Here is a 20,941-nt window from a genome sequence, read left to right as displayed (position 1 = left end):
CTCACAGCTCCTTGCGCAGGTACACGTCCGCGTGCCCGCCCGGCATGCCCTCGACGCGGTGCGTCTCCACGTACCCGAGCCGTTCGTAGAACGGCGGCGCCTGGAAGGTGTACGAGGAAAGGAACATCCGTGTGCACCCCCGCGCCCGTGCCTCCTCCTCGGCCGCGTGCAGCAGCTTGCCGCCCCACCCTTCGTGACGGTGCCCGGCGTCCACCCACAGCATGTCGACGAAGCCGCACTCGCCCCACGTCGATCCGGTCAGCCCGCCGATGAGCTCACCGTCGTCGCCCGTGACGCGCGCGGAGAACTCACGCACCTCGGCGCCGCTCGCCCGCGCGTTGAAGTCGTCCAGCTCGTTGCCCAGGCGCTCCTCGAGCGCGTCGTCCTCTTCTCCTACATGCACGGTCATCCCCCGAACCTACTGCGCCGGGGCGCTCCGCCGACGTAAGCATTTCGTCACCGGCCGCAGCGCCCGCGGGCGCTCCGGCCGGGCTTCAATGGACGCATGAGGACGTCACGTGTGCGGAAGAAGCCGGTGGTCGCCATCACCCTTGCAGTGCTGGCGGTGGCCCTGGCCGTGGGGCTGTACTGGTTCGAGCCGTGGAAGCTGTTCGTCGACGAGACGGTACGGGACGAACTCCCGGAGGCCGTGCCCACGGCCCCTGCCGACGCATCGGCGAACGCCTCGCCCGCCGCGCTCAGGACCCTCGCCACCGGCACCTTCATCAGCCATGAGCACGCCACAGAGGGCAAGGTCAGGATCGTCGAGCTCCCCGACGGCAGCCGCATCCTCCGGCTCGAGGGCCTGAGCACCAGCAACGGCCCCGCCCTGCGGGTCTGGCTCACCGACGCACCGGTGAAGGAGGGCGCCGCCGGCTGGCACGTCTTCGACGACGGCGCATACGTCAGCCTCGGCAAGCTCAAGGGCAACAAGGGCGACCAGAACTACGCGCTGCCCGCCGGCGTCGACCTGGCGAAGTACTCCAGCGTCAGCATCTGGTGCGACCGCTTCGACGTCTCCTTCGGCGCGGCGGAGCTCTCGAAGGCGGCCGCGTAGCCTGAGAGCACGATGAACATCTTCACCACGTCATGGGGCGACCTCGGACTCACCCGCTGGCCCGAGGACCCCCGTGACCAGCTCCGCGCCTGGGACGCCTCCGACGAGTACCTGCTGCGCCACCTGGAGGGCCAGGATCTGTCCGGCACCGTCGTGGTCCTCGGTGACCGCTGGGGTGCCCTGGTCACCGCGCTCGCCGGGCACCGCCCCGCGCAGATCACCGACTCCTGGCTGGCCCAGCAGGCGACCCGCGCCAATCTGGCCCGCAACCGGAAGCCCGCAGAGGCCGGGGCGGTCCGGCTGCTGTCGACGCAGGACACGCCACCGGACCGGGTCGACGTCCTGCTGGTACGCGTCCCCAAGAGCCTCGCGCTCCTCGAGGACCAGCTGCGGCGCCTCGCGCCGCACCTGCACGCGGACACACTCGTCGTCGGTACGGGCATGGTGACCGAGATCCACACCTCCACGCTCGGGCTCTTCGAGCGGACCATCGGCCCCACCACCACCTCCCTGGCGGCGAAGAAGGCCCGGCTGATCTTCTGCACCCCGGACCCCGGGCTGCTCGGCTCCGCCCCCGCCGATGACCCCTGGCCGCGCGGCTACGACCTGCCAGAGGACATCGGAGTGATGTCCGGCCGTCCCGTCACCAATCACGCGGGCATCTTCTGCGCCGAGCGTCTCGACATCGGCACCCGCTTCTTCCTCCAGCATCTGCCCCGCCGCCGCGGCCCGGTCCGCGTCGTCGACCTGGGCTGCGGAAACGGTGTGGTCGGCACGGCGATGGCGGTCGCCGACCCGGAGGCCGACGTGGTCTTCACGGACGAGTCGTTCCAGGCGGTGGCATCGGCCGAGGCGACGTTCCGGGCGAACGCGGGCCCGGCCGCCAAGGCCGAGTTCCTGGTCGGCGACGGACTGTCCGGCATGGAGCGGGAGTCCGTCGACCTCGTGCTGAACAATCCGCCGTTCCACAGTCACCGCGCCCTGACCGACAGCACGTCCTGGCGCATGTTCACCGGCTCACGCGCCGCGCTGCGACCGGGCGGCGAGCTGTGGGTGATCGGCAACCGTCACCTCGGCTACCACGTCAGGCTGCGCCGGCTCTTCGGCAACTGCGAAACGGTGGCGAGCAACCCCAAGTTCGTCGTCCTGCGCGCGGTGAAGAAGCACTGAGCCGGTCCGGCCGGCCGGCCGGTCGCCCGCCCGCCCTCCCGGCGGCGGCGCCCGGCGCCGGGCCGTCACGGGTAGCCCGATCGGCCGAGCGCACCCGCTGTGTGCCTCGTGTGCCTCCGGCTTTCGCACCAAGAGGCGCGGAGGTACGGGATATTGGGGGCATGACGGAGCACAAGGGCCGTTGGGAACGGCAGAGGCTGATTCCGGCAAGCCGGAAAGAGCCGGGCGAACGGTCGGCGGAGCCCATCTACGCGGCACTCATGGCCCGGTGGTCCGCCGAGGGCAGGACCCTCCCCGGCCGTCCCGACCGCGAGTGGACGGCGCTCGTCTCCAAGTCCTGCTGGCCGCGCTGGTAGGCGCGGGGGTACCGCCGGGACGACGGCGCGCTCGCGCCCGGCGCCCCACCACGCGTCCCACGGATCCCGCCCGGATCATACGAATCGGACGGAATGACAATCGGCGACTGTGCGCCCATTCGTGCGGGCCATTCGGGTGAACGGGGGAAACCAAAACCCGGATGCCGAGTTGAACCGTCGCGCGGACACGCTCGCCGATGAGGAGGAAAGGACTCGGAGAACACCCGGGTCCCGATCCGAAACGGCGCGGAAAACAGCCGGCTCCGCGCAATTCACGGGAACGGACCAATGGGGCCCGGTGCGAACGGGCCCAATTGAATGGCTGAAGGGTTTCTTCGTCGGTAGCTGCTCGTTGGTAGTGCGTCAGTGGCGTTGCCACGGCATCCACATGATCCAAGGAGAAGGAATCCAAGTGAAGTACAGGAAGACTGCCACGCTTTTCGCCGGGGCCATGCTGGCCATGGGCATGGCCGCTCCCGCCTTCGCGGACACCGGGGCCACCGGTGCGGCGGCCGATTCCCCGGGTGTGCTCTCCGGGAACGTCATCCAGGTTCCCGTGCACGTGCCGCTGAACGCATGCGGCAACTCCATCGGCCTCATTGCCCTGCTGAACCCGGCGATGGGCAACGCCTGCGTCAACGGCTGACGGAAGCCCTCGTGACGCAGCCCTGAAGGGTCGTTTTCCGCCGGTCCTGGGGGCGCATCTCCGGATGCGCCCCAGGACCGGCTCTCGAACCAAGAGCGGGAAAGACAACGAGATGCGACAGGTCATCAGCAAGGGAATCCTGACGGCCGCGGCGGCCACCAGCATTCTGTCCCTGAACAGTGCGTACGCCAGCGCGGACTCCCACGCCGACGGGGAGGCCGCGAACTCCCCCGGCGCGCTGTCGGGCAACACGGTCCAGGCGCCCGTGGACGTTCCGGTCAACGTGTGCGGCAACACCGTGAACGCCGTAGGGCTGCTCAACCCGGCGTCCGGCAGCGCCTGCGCCAACACGTCGGACTCGGGGTCGGCCGCCGGCTCCGAGGCCGAGGGCGACGCGGTGGGCTCCCCGGGGTTGCTCTCCGGCAACAACGTCAAGGTCCCGGTGCACGCCCCGGTGAACCTGTGCGGCAACACTGTCGACGTCGTCGGTGTGCTGAATCCGGCTTCCGGCAGCGCCTGCACGAACGGTACGGAGCAGCCGCCCGGTGCCGAGGAGGTCGTCCCGCCGACGCCGCTCACCCCGGTCGGCGAAGTGGTCCCTAACCCCGCGGCGCCCGCCGAGAACACCCCGGTCGACGAGGAGGTCGCGGCGGTCGCCCACTCCCCGCAGCTGGCCGAGACCGGCTTCGGCGCCGGGTCGCTGGCCGCCGCGGCCGCCGCGGTGGGCCTGCTGGCCGGCGGTGGCGTGCTGTACCGGCGGGGTGCGGCCGGCGCGCGGCGCTGACGCCTCCACGATCCCGCACCGCCCGTGTGACTCCCGGCCGGGAGAGTCTCCCCTCGACTCTCCCGGCCGGTGCTGTGCGCAGGCCCCCGTCGCCGTCGCCGGCGCGGCCGGCGCTCAGCGGCCGACGGGCTCCCTGCAGCCCGGCCTGACGCCCACCAGATCCCGGTACACGTCCGCGACCGCGTCCGCGGTCTGCCGTACGTCGTGCGTGGCGAGGACGTGCTGGTGGCCCTGGCGGCCCAGAGTGGCGCGCAATGGCGCGTTGAGCAGCAGGTCCCCGACGGCCGTGGCCAGTGCGTAAGGGTCCTGAGGCGGTGTCAGGCTGAACAGCGCGTGCCCGGGCGGCAGGCTCTCGCGTGCCCCGTCGACATCGGTGACCACGACGGGCCGGCCGCAGGCCATGGCCTCCAGGGGCGTCAGCGCCATGCCTTCCCAGCGGGAGGGCACGACGACCAGATCGGCGGCCCGGTACCAGGGCGCCGCATCCCGTACGGAACCGGCGAAGCGTACGGACACGGGGGCGGACGCGCGCAGCGAATCGGCCTCCGGGCCGTCGCCGACGAGGACGAGACAGGCGTTGGGGAGCCTGCGCAGGACCTGTTCCCAGGCCGCGAGCAGTACGTCCTGGCCCTTCTGCCGGCACAGCCGCCCCACGCACACCACGAGCGGCGCCGACTCGGGCAGATCGGCGACGAGCGGCGGAAGGGCCCTCGGCCGCTCCTCGCAGGGCGGCCTGAAGTGTCCGGTGTCCACACCGTTCGGGACGACGGCCCAGCGCGCACGGACACCGGCCTGTTCTCCCGTGCGCTGCTCCGCCTCGCTGACGCACACGACCCGGTCCGCCCAGCGGGCCCCGTACCGCTCCCAGCGGCGGGCCAGCCGTGCGGTGGCACCGCCGACCGCCTCGAACGACCAGGCGTGCGGCTGGAATACGGTCGGGATCCTGCCCCGCACGGCGAGCCGCGCGGCCAGCCCGGCCTTGCCGCTGTGGGCGTGCACGATGCGCGGGCGCACCCGCGCCACCAGCCGGGCGAGCTGCCCGACCTCCGGCAGCAGCAGTGGGCCGGACCCACGCCCGGCCCGCCAGCGGTGGACCTCGGCGCCGGCCCCGCGGACGGCGGCTGCCAGGGCGCCTCCTTCAGGACAGGCCACGGCCACCCGCAGACCGGTGCGGATCTGGTCGGTCACCAGATCGGTGACGACCCTGGCGGCCCCGCCGTCGACGGGCTGCACGATATGGAGCACGGCCGGGGGACGACCGGGCGGAAGGGAATGCGGCAGCACGCGCAGATCTCCGCTCGTGAACTGGCTGGGTTTTCTGGTAACAGGTACGGGCGCCGGACGGAAGGTGACGCCACCCTTTCGTGCCGGACCCGGATGAAGATGCCGTAGCTATGTCCGCGTATTCATATGAGCTGGTCGCGGCAGCGGGCGTGGCGCACCGAGGTATTCGCCGCGGAATCGGCCGGCGCGTCGAATCGAGGGAATCGGAGGGAAGAGGGCAGCCCTGTTCATGTGTTGCGTGGGGCGGGTGGAGATTCTAACGGCTTTTCTTTCGCGGGCCGCGCAGGATGACATGCAGCGGATTAGTCCTTTTGGGATTCGTCCGTATCCCGGGATCGGTGCCGTCGTTGAGGCTTGTGCCCCCATCGGTTACCCGAAAGGAAGAAATGATGAAGCGAATCGCCAAGTCTGTCGTGCTGGCGGGCGCCGGCGCCGCCCTCGTCGTCGGCGGCGCGGGCATGGCTGCGGCCGACAGCGGTGCGACCGGCGCGGCGCAGGGTTCGCCCGGCGTCCTGTCCGGCAACGCCGTCCAGGCCCCGGTCCACGTGCCGGTCGGCGTCTGCGGCAACACCGTCAGCGTGATCGGTCTGCTGAACCCGGCTTCCGGCAGCGCCTGCCAGAACGCCTGACGCAGTCGCAGTGGTCCCGGCAGTTCCCCGCTGCCGGGCCCTGACATTTCGTATTGACCGACCGGTTTTCACCCTTTTGGCCGCACAACCTGGCGGCCGCCGCTTCCGTTGAGGCATTGGCCGGGCAGTAGCGCCCGGCCACTGAAACACATGACCAAGGAGTGCTTCTCCATGTCGCGTACCGCGAAGGCCCTTGTCCTTTCCACCCTTGCTGCCGCCGCCGTTGCGGGCTCTGCCGGTATCGCCACCGCCGACAGCGGTGCGCAGGGTGCTGCGGCGGGTTCGCCGGGCGTTGTCTCGGGCAATGTGGCCCAGGTTCCGGTCCACGTCCCGGTCGGCGCCTGCGGCAACACCGTCGATGTGATCGGTCTGCTGAACCCGGCGTTCGGCAACGCCTGCGTCAACGGCTGATCGCCCTTCAGAGCGTTCTCCCGGGCCGCTCTTCCCGCCACGGCGGGGAGGGCGGCCTTTTTGTTGCGGTCACTTCGTCCCGGACGCAATACGAGAATTTCCGGACTTCGGAGTTTCTGGCGCGCCGAGGGATCGTTGTACAGGGCAAAGCAGCACAACAGGCGGGCACGGGGCGGACGCGTGTCCGCAAGCATCCGCACTGTGCCCGAACCGTATGAGACGTGCGCGCGCGACACGCGCCGCCGAAGGAGAGATTCACTGATGAAGCCCATGAAGGTCGCTGCGATCATCGCCGGTTCCCTGATGGCCGCGGGTGCCGCGACCCCGGCTTTCGCCGCGGACCTCGCGCCCGGGAGCCTCAACGAGGGGCTGGGTGTCGTGGCGGACCGGTCCGCGGCCGCGGCGCAGCCGCTGGCGGTGGGGACGCTGGACACGGAGCAGAAGGGTTCGCTGCTCGGCAAGGTCAGTGGCACCACCGATGAGCTGAACCAGGCCGGCCAGGGTGCTCCGGGCGCACTCATGGGTGGACTTCCCGTCGGCTCCTGAGCACCGCACGGCGGATCACCCGGACGGCCGGGAGTGGGCCGGACCCCTTCGGGGTAATCGGCGCCGGGGCTCCCCCGCGCAGGTGACATGAGCGTCCGGGAGCCCGCATCGAGTCGCTAGGGTCCGACGGTGACCTCAGCTTTCGGCGCCGTACGCGCCTTCCGCCCCGCCCAGTTGGGCACCGTGGCCGTCATCGCGTGGAGTGGCGAACATCCCGACGACGTGGGTGAGATGCCCTTTCTGCTCGCCTGCTCCCTCGGGGACGGCGACGGGGGCCCCGAAGGCGCGCAGGCCGCGGCCCGGCAGCTGCTGGAGGACGTGGGTCTGCCGGTCGGAAGCGACTACGTGGACGCCGTGGAGGCCCACGGGCCACCTGTCGGGCTCCTTGTCGAGGCGGGCCAGGCGGTCCTGACGATGGCTCATCTGACGGTCCGATGCACCGCGCCGCCCCAGTGGTCCGACTCGGTACGGGAGCGGGGACATGCCTACTTCCTCTTCGCCACCCGCCCGTGGCCTCAGGCGGCTCCCGGGCTGCGGGTCACGGAGGAGGAGCTGCGGGCCTTCGTCGGCGACGAGGCGATGCTGTCCACGGCGGCTCACTGCCTGCTGCCGGTCGGCCGGCTCCGGGACTGACCGGGGCCGGACACACGAAAGGGCCCGGCGGGCGGTTTCAAGACCACCTGCCGGGCCGTGATTAAGCCTTGCGGATCACAGGTCCAGGTTTGCGCTCGCCGAGCAGGTGGCCGCGGGGTGCGCGACCGCCCGGGTGACCCCGGCGAGCCTGAGTGGTATTTCGGTGGTCAGGGCGGCGGCGGCCGCCAGGTGGCGAAGCGTCAGCTTCATGATCGAGCTCCTCGATGCAAGGTCAGGGACACCCGCGACGCTAATCGGAATCTGACGATCCGTCGCGTCGAGCGAGGTCGCCATTACTGCGTGCGCGCATCGGCCCAGGTGGGCGGAGCCCGGGGAAACGACCTTCCCGGGCCGGGCTGCGGCCCTGCGTCATGGACGAGAGGAACACAGGGACACGGACATGGAGACACACGTACGCACGGGCGTTCCCCGCCCCGCGCAGGCGCCGGACGACGCCCCGTCAGATGCGGCAGGCGGAAGCCGCGGGCTCGCCTGGCTGCTCATCGTCACGGGCGCGGCGGGACTGCTCGCCTCGTGGGTCATCACGATCGACAAGTTCCGGCTGCTCGAGGACCCCGGGTTCACCCCGGGCTGCAGCCTCAACCCGGTCGTCTCCTGCGGCAGCATCATGAAGAGCGACCAGGCAGCGGCCTTCGGCTTCCCCAACCCGATGCTCGGTCTGGTCTCGTACGCCGTCGTCATCTGCGTCGGTGCCGGGCTCCTCGCGGGCGCCCGCTACCGCCGCTGGTTCTGGCTCGCCCTCGACGCGGGCGCCCTCTTCGGCGTGGCGTTCTGCACCTGGCTCCAGTTCCAGTCGCTGTACCGCATCGGCGCGCTGTGCCTCTGGTGTTCCCTGGCCTGGGTCGCGACGATCTTCCTTTTCTGCGCGGTGACCCGCCACACCGTCGAGCACCGGATGCTTCCCGCGCCAGCGGGTCTGAGGAGCGGACTGCGCGAGTTCGGCTGGGTGGCTCCCGTGCTGTGGACGGGGATCATCGGGATGCTGGTCCTGACCCGGTGGTGGGACTTCTGGACGGGCTGAGCCCCGTCAGTCCACGGGAATCCCGCCGAACCGGCTCGCGATGTGCAGATCGGCCTCGATGTCGGCGGCGGTGGCCCGGAGTTGGGGGAGGACGCCGGTCAGGCACTCCGCCGTGGTCCGGCGACTGCTGTGCATGGCCACGTTGAGGGCGGCGACCGCACGGCCCCCTCGGTCGTGCACGGGTACGGCGAGGGAGCGCAGCCCCTCCTCCAGTTCCTCGTCGACCAGGGCGTACCCGTCGCTGCGCACGCGGTCGAGGAGCGGGCCAAGCACGGCCGGGTCGGTGACCGTGCGCGGGGTGAGCGGGCGGGCGCCGGTGCCGGGCAGCCGGACCGCCCGCTCCCCCGGAGGGAGGCCGGCGAGAAGGACGCGGCCCATGGACGTCGCGTACGCCGGGAAGCGGGTGCCGATGGTGATGTTGACGCTCATGATGCGTTCCGTGGCGACGCGGGCGGTGTAGCGGATGTCGTCGCCCTCGAGCACGGCCAGCGACGCCGAGTCGTGCACCCGCCGGACCAGCCCGGCCATGTGCGGTACGGCGATCTCGCGGAGCGTGGTCCGGGAGAGCGGGGCATGGCCGAGGTCGAGCACGCGCGGGGTGATCCGGAACGTCCGCTCGTGCACGGTCACGTATCCGAGGTGTTCCAGCGTGATGAGGGCGCGCCGGGCGGTGGCCCGGGCGAGCCCGGTGGCCTCGGCGATCGCGGTGAGCGGAAGTTCCGCGCGCCCTTCGTCGAAGGAGGTCAGCACGGTCAGTCCGCGCGCCAGCGACTGGACGAACCCCGCGCCCAGTTCCTGCTTGGACGCTCCGGTCCGGTGGGCGAGGCCGGCGGCGGGCGGTGGCGCCGTGGTCGGAGCGGTCCGCCGCAGTTCCCCCTCCATCGCGACCGCCGTCTCCCGTACCCGGGGCAGAACCGCGCGCCGCAGTGAGCCGGCGCTGTGGCGGCTGGTGTGGCTGACGACGCTCACGGCGCACACCCGCTGTCCGAGCGGGTCGTGCACGGGGACGGCGAGCGCGATCAGGCCGGGCTCGATCAGCTGGTCGTCGAGCGCCCAGCCCTCTTCGCGGGCGCGCGCGGTCCGCTCCTCGAAGTCCCTCGCGGACGATTCCCGCCCGCGCCGGTCCGCCCACCGTCGCGCCGGCCAGTCCGCCGCGAACAGGGGCCCGGGGGCGCTGCGTTCGAGGGGCAGGAGATCGCCGATGCGGAGGTTCAGGGACATGGCGCGCCGCCGGGTGGTCTGGTGCACGAAGCGGATGCCGTCGCCGTCGGGCACGGCGAGCGACACCGACTCGTCGAGCTCATCGGCGAGCCGCTCGGCGAGCGGGCCGAGCGGCCCCGGCAGACGGACGGCGGCGAGATAGGCGTTGCCCAGTTCCATGAGGCGGGGAGCGAGCGCGGCCTCATGGCCCTGCAGCCGTACGTAGCCCATGCGCGCGAGCGTCGCGGCGATCCGGTCGACGGTGGAGCGGGCAAGCCCGGTCGAGCGGACGAGTTCACCGAGGGCCGTACGGCCGCCCGCGTCGCTGAGCTCGCGCAGGACCGCGATACCGCGCATCAGCGGAGCCACGGCCTCGGCGGGGGGAGCGGCCGGCATCGGTCCTCCAGGCGTTGACATGCATGTCTGGTGCACGCAGACTCTTCGCGAGTCGTGGATGAACTCCAGTTCACCTGGCGAACAGATCGAACGGAAGCGTCCATGGACAAGGTCAGGCGCTCCGCCGCCGGCACGGTCGACGGCGCTGCGGGCGCCGCGTCGTCCGCCGTCGGCGACGGCTCCGGCCGTACCCGTGCCGACCGCGACCGTGGGCGTGCCCGGGAGCGGCGGGCCGAGCGCCGTTCCGGGCGACCGGGCCGGCGCGGACTGCGGCGGCCTCGGCAGTCTCTTCGCCTGGAACCGCACCGCAGCCGTCATCGGCTCGTACCGTCCGCCCGTGCCGGAACAAGGAGTTCGCCCGCCGGTACCCCGGCGACGGCCCGGAGCGCGAGGCCGTCCTCCGGGCAGGTCCCCCCGACCGGCCGCGCGCCCGGGGCCGCAGAATCCGGCTCCCTTGGCCACCGGCCGGAGCCGGCCCCCGGTGAACCGAGGCCAACTGCACTCACGGGCAGGGCCGGCGGACAGCGCGACATCACCGGCCCCGGAGTGCCCGGCGTGGCCGCCGGCGGGCCGACCGGTCGCGGCCTCCCGGCCGAACCCGGCGTCACGCCCCACGCGATACGAGCGAAGACCGCCGCGCCCGTGAAGGACGCGCCTATGAAGGAGCTGACATGACCGACCGCCTCCGTGACGTGTACGTCGTCGACGCCGTCCGTACGCCCATCGGCAAGTACGGCGGCGCGCTGTCCGGAGTCCGGCCCGACGATCTCGCCGCGGGAGTCCTCGGCGCTCTCGTGTCGCGCACTCCCGACCTCGACCCCGCCCGTGTCGACGACGTCTTCTTCGGGGACGCCAACGGCGCGGGCGAGGACAACCGTGACGTCGCCCGCATGGCCGTGCTGCTCGCCGGCCTGCCCGTCACCGTCCCGGGCACGACGGTGAACCGGCTCTGCGGCTCCGGCATGGAGGCCGTCATCCAGGCCGCCCGCGCCATCGCCGTCGGCGACGCGTCCATCGCCGTCGCGGGCGGCGTCGAGTCGATGAGCCGTGCACCCTGGGTGGTGCAGAAGCCGGAGCGCGGATTCCCCGCGGGCCACCAGCAGATGTACTCGACCACCCTCGGCTGGCGGATGGTCAACCCGCGGATGCCCGAGGAGTGGACCGTCGGCCTCGGCGAGGGCGCCGAGCTGCTCGCCGAGCGGTACGGCATCGGGCGCGAGGAGCAGGACGCCTTTGCCCTCACCAGCCACCGGAACGCGGCGCGGGCCTGGTCGGAAGGGCTCTACGACGGTGAGGTCGTCCCCGTCGACGGCGTGGAGCTCACACGCGACGAGTGCATCCGCGACAGCACGTCGGCCGAGGCGCTGGCCAAGCTGAAGCCGGTGTTCCGCAAGGACGGGACCGTCACCGCGGGCAACTCCTCCCCCCTCAACGACGGCGCCGCGGCGCTGCTGCTCGTGGACGAGGACGGGCTGCGCGCCACCGGCCGCGAACCCCTCGCCCGCATCGGGGCGTCGGCCGTCACCGGCATCGAGCCGCAGTACTTCGGGGCGGGACCGGTCGAGGCCGTCCGCCGTGCCCTGAAGAAGGCGGGCCGCGAGCTCGGCGACCTGCACACCGTCGAGCTCAACGAGGCCTTCGCCGCGCAGGCGCTGGCCTGTCTGCGCCAGTGGCCGGGACTCGACCCGGCCGTCCTCAACCCGCGCGGCGGCGCCATCGCCATCGGCCACCCGCTCGGCGCCTCCGGCGCCAGGCTCACCGGTGCGGTCGCCCATCAGCTCGCCGCGGCAGGCTCCGGAACCGGTCTCGCCACGCTGTGCATCGGCGTCGGACAGGGCCTTGCCCTGGTGCTGGAGAGGTGACGGGCCCGGGAACGCCGGCAGCGTCGGCCGGCGCCGGGCGGAACCTGGCGGCGCCGGGCCGCGGGCCGTGTCCGTAAGGCCGCGCCTGCCCGCGACTCCCCAGAGCTGTGCCGGGGAGTTGTCCCCGACGGGTGGGGCCTCGGTGACCCGCAGCGCCGGAAGCTCAGGCCCTGCCCTTCGGCGGACGGCAGCCCCCATCGACGAGGCAGAGGCAGCGGACCGGACGTAGCGGGACGGGATCGGCCGTGCCCGCGCCTTCCGAGCGGGCGAGCTCCGCAGGCAGCGACGCCCGGAACCGCTCGGCGCTTCGCAGAAGGTACGGCGGCAGCGCCCGTCGCAGGCCCGCGGCAATCGCCCGGAGGCCGTGCACATTCGGGATCCGTCGGCCCGTACGGCAGGGCCGCGCGTCAGGACCACGCTCAGGAGATCCTCGGCGTCGGTCAGGGGCGCAATGCGGTGAGGTACGAGGGCCTTTCTCTCGCCGGGCGTGGATGTCGCGATCCACACCGGGCCGGAAGGCCCTCATCCTTTTCAGGATCGGCCGAGACCTGCCTCACCCGTCCCCGACATCCCGGGGCAGAACCCCTGGGGTCTTTGGTTCGGATCAGGCAGGCCGGATCGGCGAGCGGGGTCCGGGCACGTGAGCCCGGCAAGATCCGAACGAGAGGCCCTAAGGCTCCTGCGGGGTCAGATGGCGTGTGAACCAGTCCATGGCGAGCTCCGAGACCTCGTCCAGCGCGCCGGGCTCCTCGAAGAGATGCGTCGCTCCGGGGACGATCTCCAGGCGGTTCTCGCAGCGCAGGGCGGCCTGGGCCTGCCGGTTGAGGTCGAGGACCGTCGTGTCGCGACCGCCGACGATCAGCAGCGTCGGCGCGCGTACGCCGGGGAGCCGGGAGCCGGCCAGGTCCGGCCGGCCGCCCCGCGACACGACGGCCCCGACGTCCGTACCCGCGCTCGCCGCCGCCCACAGCGCCGCCGCTGCACCCGTGGACGCCCCGAAGTACCCGATCGGGACGGGCGTACGGGTACGCAGCCATTGCGTGGCGCCGGCGAGCCTGCGGGCGAGGATCTCGATGTCGAAGACGTTCGCCCGGTCGTCGGCCTCCGCGGGCGTGAGCAGGTCGAAGAGCAGAGTGCCGAGGCCCGCGCGGTTCAGTGCGGCGGCGACCGAGCGGTTGCGGGGGCTGCGACGGCTGCTGCCGGAGCCGTGGGCGAACATCACGACCGCGGCGGCCCCGTCCGGCACGGTCAGCTCGCCCCCCAGCAGTACACCGCGGGCATCGATCTCGACGTCCTCCGACTTCCCGGGACCGGACCGGGCGTCGGACCGTGACGGGTCCGACTGCGCCGGGTCGGACCCGGCCGGATCGGACGACGCGCTCCTCGCGGCCTGGTCCAGCAGCTCGACGACCTCTTCGTCGGCGGTCTGTGAGAAGTCCCGGTACCACTCCCCGACGGCCGAGAAGGCGCGCGGCGTCGACAGACACACCACCTCGTCCGCCTCTGTCCTCAGCCACGCCACCGCGTCGGGCGGGGCCACCGGCGCGGCCAGCACCACCCGCGCCGCCCCCTGCGCCCTTACGACCTCGCACGCCGCCGCGGCGGTGGACCCGGTGGCGATTCCGTCGTCCACGACGATCACCGTCCGCCCCGCGATGCCGACACGCTCGCGGCCGGCCCGGAACCGCCTTGCCTGCCGCACGAGTTCGGCCTCCTCGGCATGCTCCACCGACTCGACGTCCTTGCGGGACACATGCCCGCGGCGCACGATGTCGTCGCTGATGACCCGCACCCCGCCCTCCCCGATCGCCCCGAACCCCAGCTCCCGGTGGTAAGGCACCCCCAGCTTCCGGACGACGATCACATCGAGCGGCGCCCCCAGCTCCCGCGCCACCTGGAAAGCCACCGGCACCCCGCCCCGCGGCAGCCCCAGCACCACGGGATCCTCCTCCCGCAGATGCCTCAGCGCTTCGGCGAGACGCTGCCCGGCGTCGACACGATCGGTGAACAGCACGGTGGCTCACCCCCATAGGGGATCTCCTTCGAAACAACCCCATGGCGAGCCGCCCCGCAACTCGGGACGGGATCGGCCGTGCCCGCGCCTTCCGAGCGGGCGAGCTCCGCGGGCAGCGACGCCCGGAACCGCTCGGCGCTTCGCAGAAGGTACGGCGCAGCGGCTGCCGCAGGGCACGCGACAATCGCCCGGAGGTCGTGTGCACACTCGGGATCCGTCGCCCGTACGGCAGGTCCGCGCGTCAGGACCACGCTCGGCAGATCCTCGTCGTGCCAGCCGCCGTCGCGCTGCGCGGGCAGCGTGTCCCGAAGGATCCTGAGGGCCAGGGGCAGCAGGAAGAGCAGCCCGACGTACTGTCCGACGGGCCGCGTCAGGTCGTCCACGGTCAGTGACCCGACCGGCCGTTCCCGCAAGGCGGGCACGGCCAGGACGAGGCCGGTGGCGCCGTCGCGGGTGGGCGGTGGCCGGGGGTTGTTCTCGAGCTCTTCGAGCGTGCGGGAGAGAGGCACGGGGCGAGGCATCGGAGAAGTGTCCCGCGTCCCGCCCGGCCTCGTGACGGCCACGGCCTCAGTCGGGCTCCAGGCAGAGCACCGGCACCCGCTGGACCAGGTTGTTGCCGAAGCCGCCCCGGTTCCACGGCTGGGCGAGGGGCTGGGTGCGGTCCTCGGCGTCCGTGGCGCGGGCGCTGAGGACATGGGTGCCGGGCGTGGCCGTCCACGTCGTACGCCAGTGACGCCAGGCCCAGGGGTGTTCGGTGTCCGGTGCGGCGAGGTCGGCGTCGTGCCAGGTCAGGCCGTCGTCCGTGCTGACCTCCACGCGCACGACCGGGGCGTACCCGGACCAGGCCCGGCCCTCCAGCTCCACCGTGCCGGGGCGCACGGCCCGGGCGCGCGACATGAAGTCGGGGAAGCCGGGCGGGATCATCAGGGCGCGGGGTGCGATACGGGTGACGGGCTCGCCGGGGTCGTCCCGCGACTGTCCGTACCGGTACGCGACCGTCTGCTGGAAGCCCGTGAACGCAGTGGCGGTGAGCGTGATGTCCCGCAGCCACTTCACCTGTGCCATGCCGTACCAGCCGGGCACGACCAGCCGCACGGGCCGGCCGTGCTGCGGCGGCAGGGGAGAGCCGTTCATCGCGTAGGCGACCAGTACCTCCGGGTCGTGCCCCGAGGCGACCGCCAGCGGAAGACTGCGCCGGTAGTCCTGCTCGACGCCCCGCTCGACGCCGTGGTCGACGCCGGTGAACACCGCTTCGACGGCATCCGCCGCCACCCCGGCCTCCGCGAGCAGCACCTGCAGCGGTACACCGGTCCACTCCGCCGTGCCGACCGCCTCCACCAGCCACGGCTGACTGACCGGGCGCGGGCTGAGGCGGGCCCGGCCGTTGCCCGCGCACTCCATCGTGACGCGACGGGTGACCGGCTCGTAGGACCGCAGCGCCGCCAGGTCCAGCGTCAGCGGCGTACGCACCCGGCCCCGTACGGTGAGCCGCCACCCCTCGGCCTCAACGGCGGGGATGTCGTAGTGGACGAGGACGTAGTGCAGCCCCGGGGGTGTCACGTCGTAGCGCAACGCCTCCAGCGGCAGGCCGTGGTTGCGGGCCGCGAGCGCCAGTTCGTCCAGGCCGATGCCCTCGCCGGGTCCGGCGAGGCGCCCGGGTGCGCTGATCCGCCCGAGAGGCGCGTCCTGCGTGCCTTCCGCGTCCTCCATGCCTTCAATGGTGCGCCGCTCGGCCGGACGACGCGGCCCGGCGCCTGCAGGTGTTCGGGGTCCGGGTGGCGGAACCGGCAGCCGGCGTCCCACGCCCCCTACTGGCCGATGCGTACGAGCGTGAGCGTGATGTTGTCGGGGCCTCCCGCCTCGATCGCGGCCTTCCACAGCTCGAAGGCCGCCCGGCCGTCCTCGTGCACCCGCAGCAGGTTCTCCAGCTCGTCGTCCGGTACCGGGTCGGTCAGCCCGTCGCTGCACACCAGGTAGCGATCGCCCGGGGACACCGCGCAGGCCGTCACATGCGCCGTGACGGGGCTGAAGGTGAGACCGCCCCCCAGCGTCTGTGTGACGGCCGATGTGGTGCGCCGGCCGGGCGCCCGCGGCGGACTGTCGTCCACGCTCACCTGGCGGAGCCCGTCCCGGCCCACTTCGTACACCTTGCTGTCGCCGACGTTGAACGCCAGAAGCGACTCCGGCAGCACGACCACCCCCGCGACGGTGGTGCCCATGGTGGCCAGCTCGGGGTCGCCGTCCGCCGCCGCGTACACCGAGTGATTGCACAGGTCCAGGGCGTCACGGAGTGCCTTTTCGTCGCCCAGCGAGGGGCCGAGCGAGGCGAGCCGGCGGACGACCAGCGAACTCGCCACCTCTCCGGCGGGCTGTCCGCCGAGTCCGTCCGCGACCGCGACCACCAGCGGAGTGCCGACGGGGAACAGCAGTGTCTGGGGGTTCTCGGTCACGGTGCCGCACAGCGTCCACGGGCCGACGGCAAGGCTGTCCTCGTTGTGGTCGCGGATCAGCCCGACGTCGCTCAGCGCGGTCACGGCTATGTACGGCACTGCGAATCCCCGCCTCTCCCGTTACGGCAGGCGCGTCCCTCCCGACCATTCTGCGCGCCGTGACGATCGCGTACAACGCGGTCGGGACCGCTCGGCCCTGAGCGCAGGTCCGGTGGGCGCCCCTCGTGCCCGTGTTCAGAATCTGAACGGACAACTACCCAGCAGGGCGCAGGAGTTGGCTCTGTATCACGTTTGGTGTGAAGTCTTGACGCCACCGGGCCGCGCCAGTTGACTCACGCCCCGTGAAGTAAAGACGGCGTCGTCCCCGGAGGTAGCCTCATGCACCAGGCAAGACCCCGGTTCGGAAGAACCGCCATGCTCGTGTCCGCATGCGTCCTCACCGGACTGCTCCCCCTCGCCCCCGCCGCCTCGGCCGCGGCCGAGGATCCGCCCCCGGTCCCGGTCGACCGCTTCGAAGGCGAGATCCCCTTTGCCGGCCCGCCCGCGGAAGGCATCTTCACCTGGGGAAGCGACGCCGACGACCATCCCCGACTGAGCCTCGAGGAACGCTCCGACGCCCCCGAGGGCGCCGAAGTCCTCAGGGGCTCCTACGACATCAGCGGCTGGGGCGGGTTCACCCATGACTTCGCCTTCGACAAGCCCGCCCATGACTGGACCGCCCACCAGGGCATCCGTTTCTGGTGGTACGGACAGAACACCGCGCCCCTGCCACCCGGTTCGGGCAAGCGCGTCAACTTCGAGATCAAGGACGGCGGCGCCAACGGTGAGGCGTCCGAACTGTGGACGACGTCCTTCACCGACGACTGGCAGGGCTGGCACCTCGTCGAGATCCCCTTCTCCCGCTTCGAGTACCGCACCGACTACCAGCCCGTCGGCGGCATCGACCAGGTGCTCGGCCTGAACGAGATCTGGGGTTACGCCCTCACCCTCCCGGCCGGCCAGAAGGGGGAGTTCGCCCTCGACGGCGTGGAACTGTACGGCAAGGCCGATCCGGTGCTCACCGCCGGAGTCGTCACCGACGCCGCCGTTCACCCGGTACGGGAAGGCGGCGCCGCCGACATACGGATCACCGTCGCGACCACCGGCTCCGCTCCCCTGGGCGAGCCGGTGACGGTCGACTACGCCACCGGGGGCGGCACCGCCACCGCCGGCAAGGACTACGGATCCGTGACCGGGACGTTCACCTTCCCCGCGGGCACACCGTCCGGTGCCTCCCGCACCGTCTCCGTCCCCACCCTGAAGGACGGCTCGCCCGAATCCGCCGAGACCGTTCCCCTGAAGCTGACGGTGACCGGAGCGAAGGCGCCCGCGGAGAACCCGCAGGTCGTCATCGACGCCCACGGTCTGCCCTATCTGGACGCGCGCCTGCCCGTGCAGAAGCGCGTGGCCGACCTGCTCTCCCGGATGACCCTGGCCGAGAAGGCCGGCCAGATGACCCAGGCCGAGCGCAACGCCCTGAAGACGCAAGGGGACATCGCGTCGTACGACCTCGGTTCGCTGCTCTCCGGCGGCGGATCCGTGCCCACACCGAACACCCCGGAGGCGTGGGCGAAGATGATCGACGCCTACCAGCTGCGCTCCCGGGCCACCCGCTTCCAGATCCCGCTGATCTACGGCGTGGACGCCGTCCACGGCCACAACAACGTTGTCGGATCCACGATCATGCCCCACAACATCGGCATCGGGGCCGGCCGGGACCCCGGGCTCGCCGAGCGGACCGGCGCCGTCACCGCCGCCGAGGTGCGTGCCACCGGCATCCCCTGGGACTTCGCCCCCTGTCTGTGCGTGACACGCGACGAGCGGTGGGGCCGTTCGTACGAGGCGTTCGGCGAGGATCCGGCGCTGGTCACCGCCATGGAGACGGTCATCAGGGGAATGCAGGGCGGGAGAGACGGCAAGGACCTCGACCGTCCGGACAAGGTACTGGCCACGGCGAAGCACTTCGCCGGTGACGGGGGCACGGGGTTCGGCTCGTCCACGACCGGCTCGTACACGATCGACCAAGGCGTCACGAAGGTCACGCGTGAGGAACTGGAGGCCGTCCATCTCGCGCCGTTCAGGGACGCGGTGAAGCGCGGCGTGGGCACGGTCATGCCCTCGTACTCGTCCGTCGACATCGTCGGCGACGACGCGGGACCGGTGAAGATGCACGCCAACGCCGAGCTGATCAACGGCGTCCTGAAGGACCGCATGGGCTTCAAGGGCTTCGTCATCAGCGACTGGCAGGCCATCGACCAGATCCCGGGCGACTACGCGAGCGATGTGCGGACCTCGGTCAACGCCGGTCTCGACATGATCATGGTGCCGACGGCGTATCAGGACTTCCACCGCACGCTCGTCGCGGAGGTCGAGGCAGGGCGTGTTCCCGAGGCCCGGGTCGACGACGCGGTCTCCCGCATCCTGGAGCAGAAGTTCAGGCTCGGCCTCTTCGAGAAGCCCTACTCCGACACCTCGGGCCTGGCGAAGGTCGGCTCTGCCGCGCACCGGGCGGTCGCAAGGGAGGCGGCGGCCAAGTCCCAGGTGCTTCTGAAGAACGCGGGTGGCGTCCTCCCGCTGAAGAGTTCCCAGAAGGTGTACGTGGCGGGGTCCAACGCCGACGACCTGGGCAACCAGGCAGGAGGCTGGACGATCAGCTGGCAGGGCTCGTCGGGCAGGAACACCGAGGGCACCACGATCCTGGACGCGATGAAGAAGGCGGCACCCGGCGCCGTCACCTGGTCCAAGGACGCGTCCGCGCCCCTCGGCGGCCATGACGTGGGCGTCGTCGTCGTCGGCGAAACCCCGTACGCCGAAGGCATCGGCGATGTCGGCAACGGTCACGACCTGGAGCTGTCGGCCGCCGACAAGGCCTCCGTCGACAAGGTCTGCGCCGCCATGAAGTGCGCGGTCCTCGTCGTCTCCGGCCGTCCCCAGCTCATCGGCGACCGCCTGGGCGACATCGACGCCCTCGTCGCCTCCTGGCTGCCGGGCACCGAGGGCGACGGCGTGGCCGACGTGCTCTACGGCAGACGCGCCTTCACCGGCCAACTCCCCGTCACCTGGCCGCGGTCGGAGGCCCAGCTCCCGGTCAACGTCGGCGACACGGCGTACGATCCGCAGTTCCCGTACGGCTGGGGTCTGACGACGCTCGGCCGTGTCCCGGCCGGTGGCGAGCACACCCTCAAGGCCCTGGCGGCCGCGGCCAGGATCGTCGAGAAGGCGGGCGGGGCACGCTCGGAGGCGGGCCGTGCCATCGCCGCCAAGGCCCGCGAGATCACCCAGCACCGGATCGGCCAGGACATCACCGCCGCGGTGGCGAAACCGTTCGCGGAGGCCGACCACCTGCTGCTGACGGGTGACCTCACGGGTGCGGTCGACCGGCTGACCGCGGCCTACCGGGCGGCAGCCGAGGACTGACCCGTCCCCGCGGGCGGCCCCTGGGTGCCGTCTCCGGGCACGGCAGCCGGGCATGGCAGCCGGGCAGGGCCTCCCCGACCGCTCGACCGGGCAACCGGCGGCGGTCGGGGCAGGGCCGGGCAGCGCCCTCCGGGGTTCGCCACAGCCGCACCGGCTACAGCAGCAGCACGATGATCGCTCCGATACCGCCGGCCAACAGGGCGAAGAGCGCAGGGCCCCAGCCGCCGTCGCGCCAGGGGAAGAAGCGGTCGAGCGCGAGGCTGCCGGGGCCTGTGGCGGCGACGGCGAGTACGACGACGGCAATGGTCATGGGGAGCTCGATGCCGCCGTTCTCGGCCCACAGGCCGTGGTCGGCGCCCACCGCCATGGCGTTGATCATGACGCCGAACACCGCCGCGGAGGCGAGCGGGGTGAGCAGACCGAGGGCCAGCCCCAGGCCGCCCAGGAGCTCGGAGACGCCCGTGAGTCCGGCGAAGAAGACGCCTGGTTCGTACCCGAGGGCCGCGAACCCCTTCCCCGTGGCGTCGAGACCCGGTCCGCCGAACATGCCGAACAGTTTCTGGGCGCCATGGCCTGCCATGACCAGGCCGACGGTCAGCCGCAGCAGAAGCAGTCCGGCGTCGGCGGCGCCCACCCGCGGCGGGGAGAGTCCCGTGCCGCTGGCGGTGGAGTGCCGAGGACCCTCGGTGTGTATGTGCATCTGGAGTCACCTCCTGCACCGTCACCGATGCGGGCGCGCACGGTGCGCCCGTTGCGGCGGTGCCGTCGGGTGGAGCGGTTGTCAGGGCTTGTGCCGCGTGGGGGCCGGGGGTGATCGGGCACCCGCGAGCCCGTGTCCGACCGGGTGCTCGTCCGCCCCGCTTTCCTGCGGGCTCCCGGCGGATCAGCTGTGCCGGGGAACGGTCCTGACCGCTCCCGTTCCAGGGAGGCGGCGCCGGTCACCGGTCGCACGGCCCCCTCACACCCGATACTGCGCTTTCCCGGCAGGTGGCGTCCAGGACCGGT

21 protein-coding genes are annotated in these 20,941 nt (G+C 72.1%); 12 read left to right on the top strand and 9 right to left on the bottom strand.

Features of this window, described 5'->3' with window-relative positions; genetic code table 11:
* Nucleotide 1: 1 nt before the first annotated feature.
* Nucleotides 2-409, bottom strand: a complete 408-nt coding sequence (locus ACFU5O_RS16280; protein ID WP_384240646.1) for a GNAT family N-acetyltransferase — start codon at nucleotides 407-409, stop codon at nucleotides 2-4.
* A 96-nt stretch (nucleotides 410-505) separates the two neighbouring features.
* Between ACFU5O_RS16280 and ACFU5O_RS16275 the strand changes: the two genes are divergently transcribed.
* The 5 genes from ACFU5O_RS16275 (at nucleotide 506) to ACFU5O_RS16255 (ending at nucleotide 4,013) form a co-directional block, all read left to right on the top strand.
* On the top strand, nucleotides 506-1,057 hold the full coding sequence (locus ACFU5O_RS16275) for a DM13 domain-containing protein (RefSeq protein ID WP_384240645.1): 552 nt from the start codon (nucleotides 506-508) through the stop codon (nucleotides 1,055-1,057).
* Nucleotides 1,058-1,069: 12 nt separating this feature from the next.
* Complete coding sequence (locus tag ACFU5O_RS16270; protein ID WP_384240642.1) at nucleotides 1,070-2,227, top strand: methyltransferase; 1,158 nt, start codon at nucleotides 1,070-1,072, stop codon at nucleotides 2,225-2,227.
* A gap of 161 nt (nucleotides 2,228-2,388) precedes the next feature.
* Nucleotides 2,389-2,583, top strand: coding sequence for a hypothetical protein (locus ACFU5O_RS16265; RefSeq protein WP_384240641.1), 195 nt, complete (start codon nucleotides 2,389-2,391; stop codon nucleotides 2,581-2,583).
* A 388-nt stretch (nucleotides 2,584-2,971) separates the two neighbouring features.
* Nucleotides 2,972-3,229: a chaplin gene (locus ACFU5O_RS16260; protein WP_384240639.1), complete on the top strand. Its 258-nt coding sequence runs from the start codon at nucleotides 2,972-2,974 to the stop codon at nucleotides 3,227-3,229.
* A 112-nt stretch (nucleotides 3,230-3,341) separates the two neighbouring features.
* Nucleotides 3,342-4,013 (top strand): chaplin, encoded by a 672-nt coding sequence (locus ACFU5O_RS16255; protein ID WP_384240637.1) that lies wholly within the window; start codon nucleotides 3,342-3,344, stop codon nucleotides 4,011-4,013.
* Nucleotides 4,014-4,127: 114 nt separating this feature from the next.
* Here ACFU5O_RS16255 and ACFU5O_RS16250 read toward each other — a convergent pair whose 3' ends face one another.
* Nucleotides 4,128-5,303, bottom strand: coding sequence for a glycosyltransferase (locus ACFU5O_RS16250; protein ID WP_384241074.1), 1,176 nt, complete (start codon nucleotides 5,301-5,303; stop codon nucleotides 4,128-4,130).
* Between the two features lie 383 nt (nucleotides 5,304-5,686).
* On the opposite strand from ACFU5O_RS16250, the gene ACFU5O_RS16245 reads away from it, so the two are divergent.
* The 4 genes from ACFU5O_RS16245 to ACFU5O_RS16230 all read left to right on the top strand — a co-directional run bounded on the left by ACFU5O_RS16245 (nucleotide 5,687) and on the right by ACFU5O_RS16230 (nucleotide 7,516).
* Nucleotides 5,687-5,926, top strand: coding sequence for a chaplin (locus ACFU5O_RS16245; RefSeq protein ID WP_384241071.1), 240 nt, complete (start codon nucleotides 5,687-5,689; stop codon nucleotides 5,924-5,926).
* Between the two features lie 171 nt (nucleotides 5,927-6,097).
* Nucleotides 6,098-6,337: a chaplin gene (locus ACFU5O_RS16240; protein ID WP_384240634.1), complete on the top strand. Its 240-nt coding sequence runs from the start codon at nucleotides 6,098-6,100 to the stop codon at nucleotides 6,335-6,337.
* A gap of 261 nt (nucleotides 6,338-6,598) precedes the next feature.
* Nucleotides 6,599-6,883 (top strand): hypothetical protein, encoded by a 285-nt coding sequence (locus ACFU5O_RS16235; protein ID WP_384240632.1) that lies wholly within the window; start codon nucleotides 6,599-6,601, stop codon nucleotides 6,881-6,883.
* Nucleotides 6,884-7,012: 129 nt separating this feature from the next.
* Entirely contained in the window at nucleotides 7,013-7,516 is a 504-nt protein-coding gene (locus tag ACFU5O_RS16230; protein WP_384240630.1) for a DUF5949 family protein, read from the top strand.
* A gap of 75 nt (nucleotides 7,517-7,591) precedes the next feature.
* Here the strand turns inward: ACFU5O_RS16230 and ACFU5O_RS16225 are convergent, their stop codons facing one another.
* Nucleotides 7,592-7,726 (bottom strand): hypothetical protein, encoded by a 135-nt coding sequence (locus ACFU5O_RS16225; RefSeq protein WP_384240629.1) that lies wholly within the window; start codon nucleotides 7,724-7,726, stop codon nucleotides 7,592-7,594.
* A gap of 190 nt (nucleotides 7,727-7,916) precedes the next feature.
* Between ACFU5O_RS16225 and ACFU5O_RS16220 the strand changes: the two genes are divergently transcribed.
* A complete protein-coding gene (locus tag ACFU5O_RS16220; RefSeq protein WP_384240626.1) occupies nucleotides 7,917-8,558 on the top strand; it encodes a vitamin K epoxide reductase family protein in 642 nt (213 codons plus the stop codon).
* A 6-nt stretch (nucleotides 8,559-8,564) separates the two neighbouring features.
* Here the strand turns inward: ACFU5O_RS16220 and ACFU5O_RS16215 are convergent, their stop codons facing one another.
* Nucleotides 8,565-10,154 (bottom strand): IclR family transcriptional regulator C-terminal domain-containing protein, encoded by a 1,590-nt coding sequence (locus tag ACFU5O_RS16215; protein ID WP_384240624.1) that lies wholly within the window; start codon nucleotides 10,152-10,154, stop codon nucleotides 8,565-8,567.
* A gap of 671 nt (nucleotides 10,155-10,825) precedes the next feature.
* On the opposite strand from ACFU5O_RS16215, the gene ACFU5O_RS16210 reads away from it, so the two are divergent.
* On the top strand, nucleotides 10,826-12,016 hold the full coding sequence (locus tag ACFU5O_RS16210) for a thiolase family protein (protein ID WP_384240623.1): 1,191 nt from the start codon (nucleotides 10,826-10,828) through the stop codon (nucleotides 12,014-12,016).
* Between the two features lie 670 nt (nucleotides 12,017-12,686).
* Here the strand turns inward: ACFU5O_RS16210 and ACFU5O_RS16205 are convergent.
* From ACFU5O_RS16205 to ACFU5O_RS16190, 4 genes are all read right to left on the bottom strand, one after another.
* A complete protein-coding gene (locus tag ACFU5O_RS16205) occupies nucleotides 12,687-14,030 on the bottom strand; it encodes a phosphoribosyltransferase family protein (protein ID WP_384240621.1) in 1,344 nt (447 codons plus the stop codon).
* A complete protein-coding gene (locus tag ACFU5O_RS16200) occupies nucleotides 13,979-14,551 on the bottom strand; it encodes a contact-dependent growth inhibition system immunity protein (RefSeq protein ID WP_384240618.1) in 573 nt (190 codons plus the stop codon). The genes ACFU5O_RS16205 and ACFU5O_RS16200 overlap by 52 nt, the downstream gene beginning before the upstream one ends.
* Before the next feature lie 46 nt (nucleotides 14,552-14,597).
* Nucleotides 14,598-15,740, bottom strand: coding sequence for a sulfite oxidase (locus ACFU5O_RS16195; RefSeq protein WP_384240617.1), 1,143 nt, complete (start codon nucleotides 15,738-15,740; stop codon nucleotides 14,598-14,600).
* 98 nt (nucleotides 15,741-15,838) lie between these two features.
* Nucleotides 15,839-16,579 carry a PP2C family protein-serine/threonine phosphatase gene (locus tag ACFU5O_RS16190; protein ID WP_384240615.1) on the bottom strand — a complete coding sequence of 247 codons (741 nt, stop codon included), beginning with the start codon at nucleotides 16,577-16,579 and terminating at the stop codon, nucleotides 15,839-15,841.
* 279 nt (nucleotides 16,580-16,858) lie between these two features.
* On the opposite strand from ACFU5O_RS16190, the gene ACFU5O_RS16185 reads away from it, so the two are divergent.
* Nucleotides 16,859-19,936, top strand: coding sequence for a glycoside hydrolase family 3 N-terminal domain-containing protein (locus tag ACFU5O_RS16185; protein ID WP_384240612.1), 3,078 nt, complete (start codon nucleotides 16,859-16,861; stop codon nucleotides 19,934-19,936).
* Nucleotides 19,937-20,090: 154 nt separating this feature from the next.
* Here ACFU5O_RS16185 and ACFU5O_RS16180 read toward each other — a convergent pair whose 3' ends face one another.
* The gene (locus ACFU5O_RS16180) at nucleotides 20,091-20,636 is read right to left on the bottom strand and encodes a DoxX family protein (RefSeq protein WP_384240610.1); all 546 of its coding nucleotides are present in this window, start codon (nucleotides 20,634-20,636) and stop codon (nucleotides 20,091-20,093) included.
* Nucleotides 20,637-20,941: the final 305 nt, after the last annotated feature.

It is taken from the genome of Streptomyces sp. NPDC057445 (assembly GCF_042802855.1).
In the GTDB taxonomy this organism is placed as follows: Bacteria; Actinomycetota; Actinomycetes; order Streptomycetales; family Streptomycetaceae; genus Streptomyces.
The sequence above is the reverse complement of the archived record's forward strand: the minus strand, read 5'-3'. Positions and strand labels throughout refer to the sequence as shown.

Coding starts and splice junctions, on each gene's coding strand:
- ACFU5O_RS16280 (WP_384240646.1), bottom strand. CDS start 409: ATGACCGTGCATGTAGGAGAAGAGGACGACGCGCTCGAGGAGCGCCTG.
- ACFU5O_RS16275 (WP_384240645.1), top strand. CDS start 506: ATGAGGACGTCACGTGTGCGGAAGAAGCCGGTGGTCGCCATCACCCTT.
- ACFU5O_RS16270 (WP_384240642.1), top strand. CDS start 1,070: ATGAACATCTTCACCACGTCATGGGGCGACCTCGGACTCACCCGCTGG.
- ACFU5O_RS16265 (WP_384240641.1), top strand. CDS start 2,389: ATGACGGAGCACAAGGGCCGTTGGGAACGGCAGAGGCTGATTCCGGCA.
- ACFU5O_RS16260 (WP_384240639.1), top strand. CDS start 2,972: ATGATCCAAGGAGAAGGAATCCAAGTGAAGTACAGGAAGACTGCCACG.
- ACFU5O_RS16255 (WP_384240637.1), top strand. CDS start 3,342: ATGCGACAGGTCATCAGCAAGGGAATCCTGACGGCCGCGGCGGCCACC.
- ACFU5O_RS16245 (WP_384241071.1), top strand. CDS start 5,687: ATGAAGCGAATCGCCAAGTCTGTCGTGCTGGCGGGCGCCGGCGCCGCC.
- ACFU5O_RS16240 (WP_384240634.1), top strand. CDS start 6,098: ATGTCGCGTACCGCGAAGGCCCTTGTCCTTTCCACCCTTGCTGCCGCC.
- ACFU5O_RS16235 (WP_384240632.1), top strand. CDS start 6,599: ATGAAGCCCATGAAGGTCGCTGCGATCATCGCCGGTTCCCTGATGGCC.
- ACFU5O_RS16225 (WP_384240629.1), bottom strand. CDS start 7,726: ATGAAGCTGACGCTTCGCCACCTGGCGGCCGCCGCCGCCCTGACCACC.
- ACFU5O_RS16220 (WP_384240626.1), top strand. CDS start 7,917: ATGGAGACACACGTACGCACGGGCGTTCCCCGCCCCGCGCAGGCGCCG.
- ACFU5O_RS16215 (WP_384240624.1), bottom strand. CDS start 10,154: ATGCCGGCCGCTCCCCCCGCCGAGGCCGTGGCTCCGCTGATGCGCGGT.
- ACFU5O_RS16210 (WP_384240623.1), top strand. CDS start 10,826: ATGACCGACCGCCTCCGTGACGTGTACGTCGTCGACGCCGTCCGTACG.
- ACFU5O_RS16200 (WP_384240618.1), bottom strand. CDS start 14,551: ATGCCTCGCCCCGTGCCTCTCTCCCGCACGCTCGAAGAGCTCGAGAAC.
- ACFU5O_RS16195 (WP_384240617.1), bottom strand. CDS start 15,740: ATGGAGGACGCGGAAGGCACGCAGGACGCGCCTCTCGGGCGGATCAGC.
- ACFU5O_RS16185 (WP_384240612.1), top strand. CDS start 16,859: ATGCACCAGGCAAGACCCCGGTTCGGAAGAACCGCCATGCTCGTGTCC.
- ACFU5O_RS16180 (WP_384240610.1), bottom strand. CDS start 20,636: ATGCACATACACACCGAGGGTCCTCGGCACTCCACCGCCAGCGGCACG.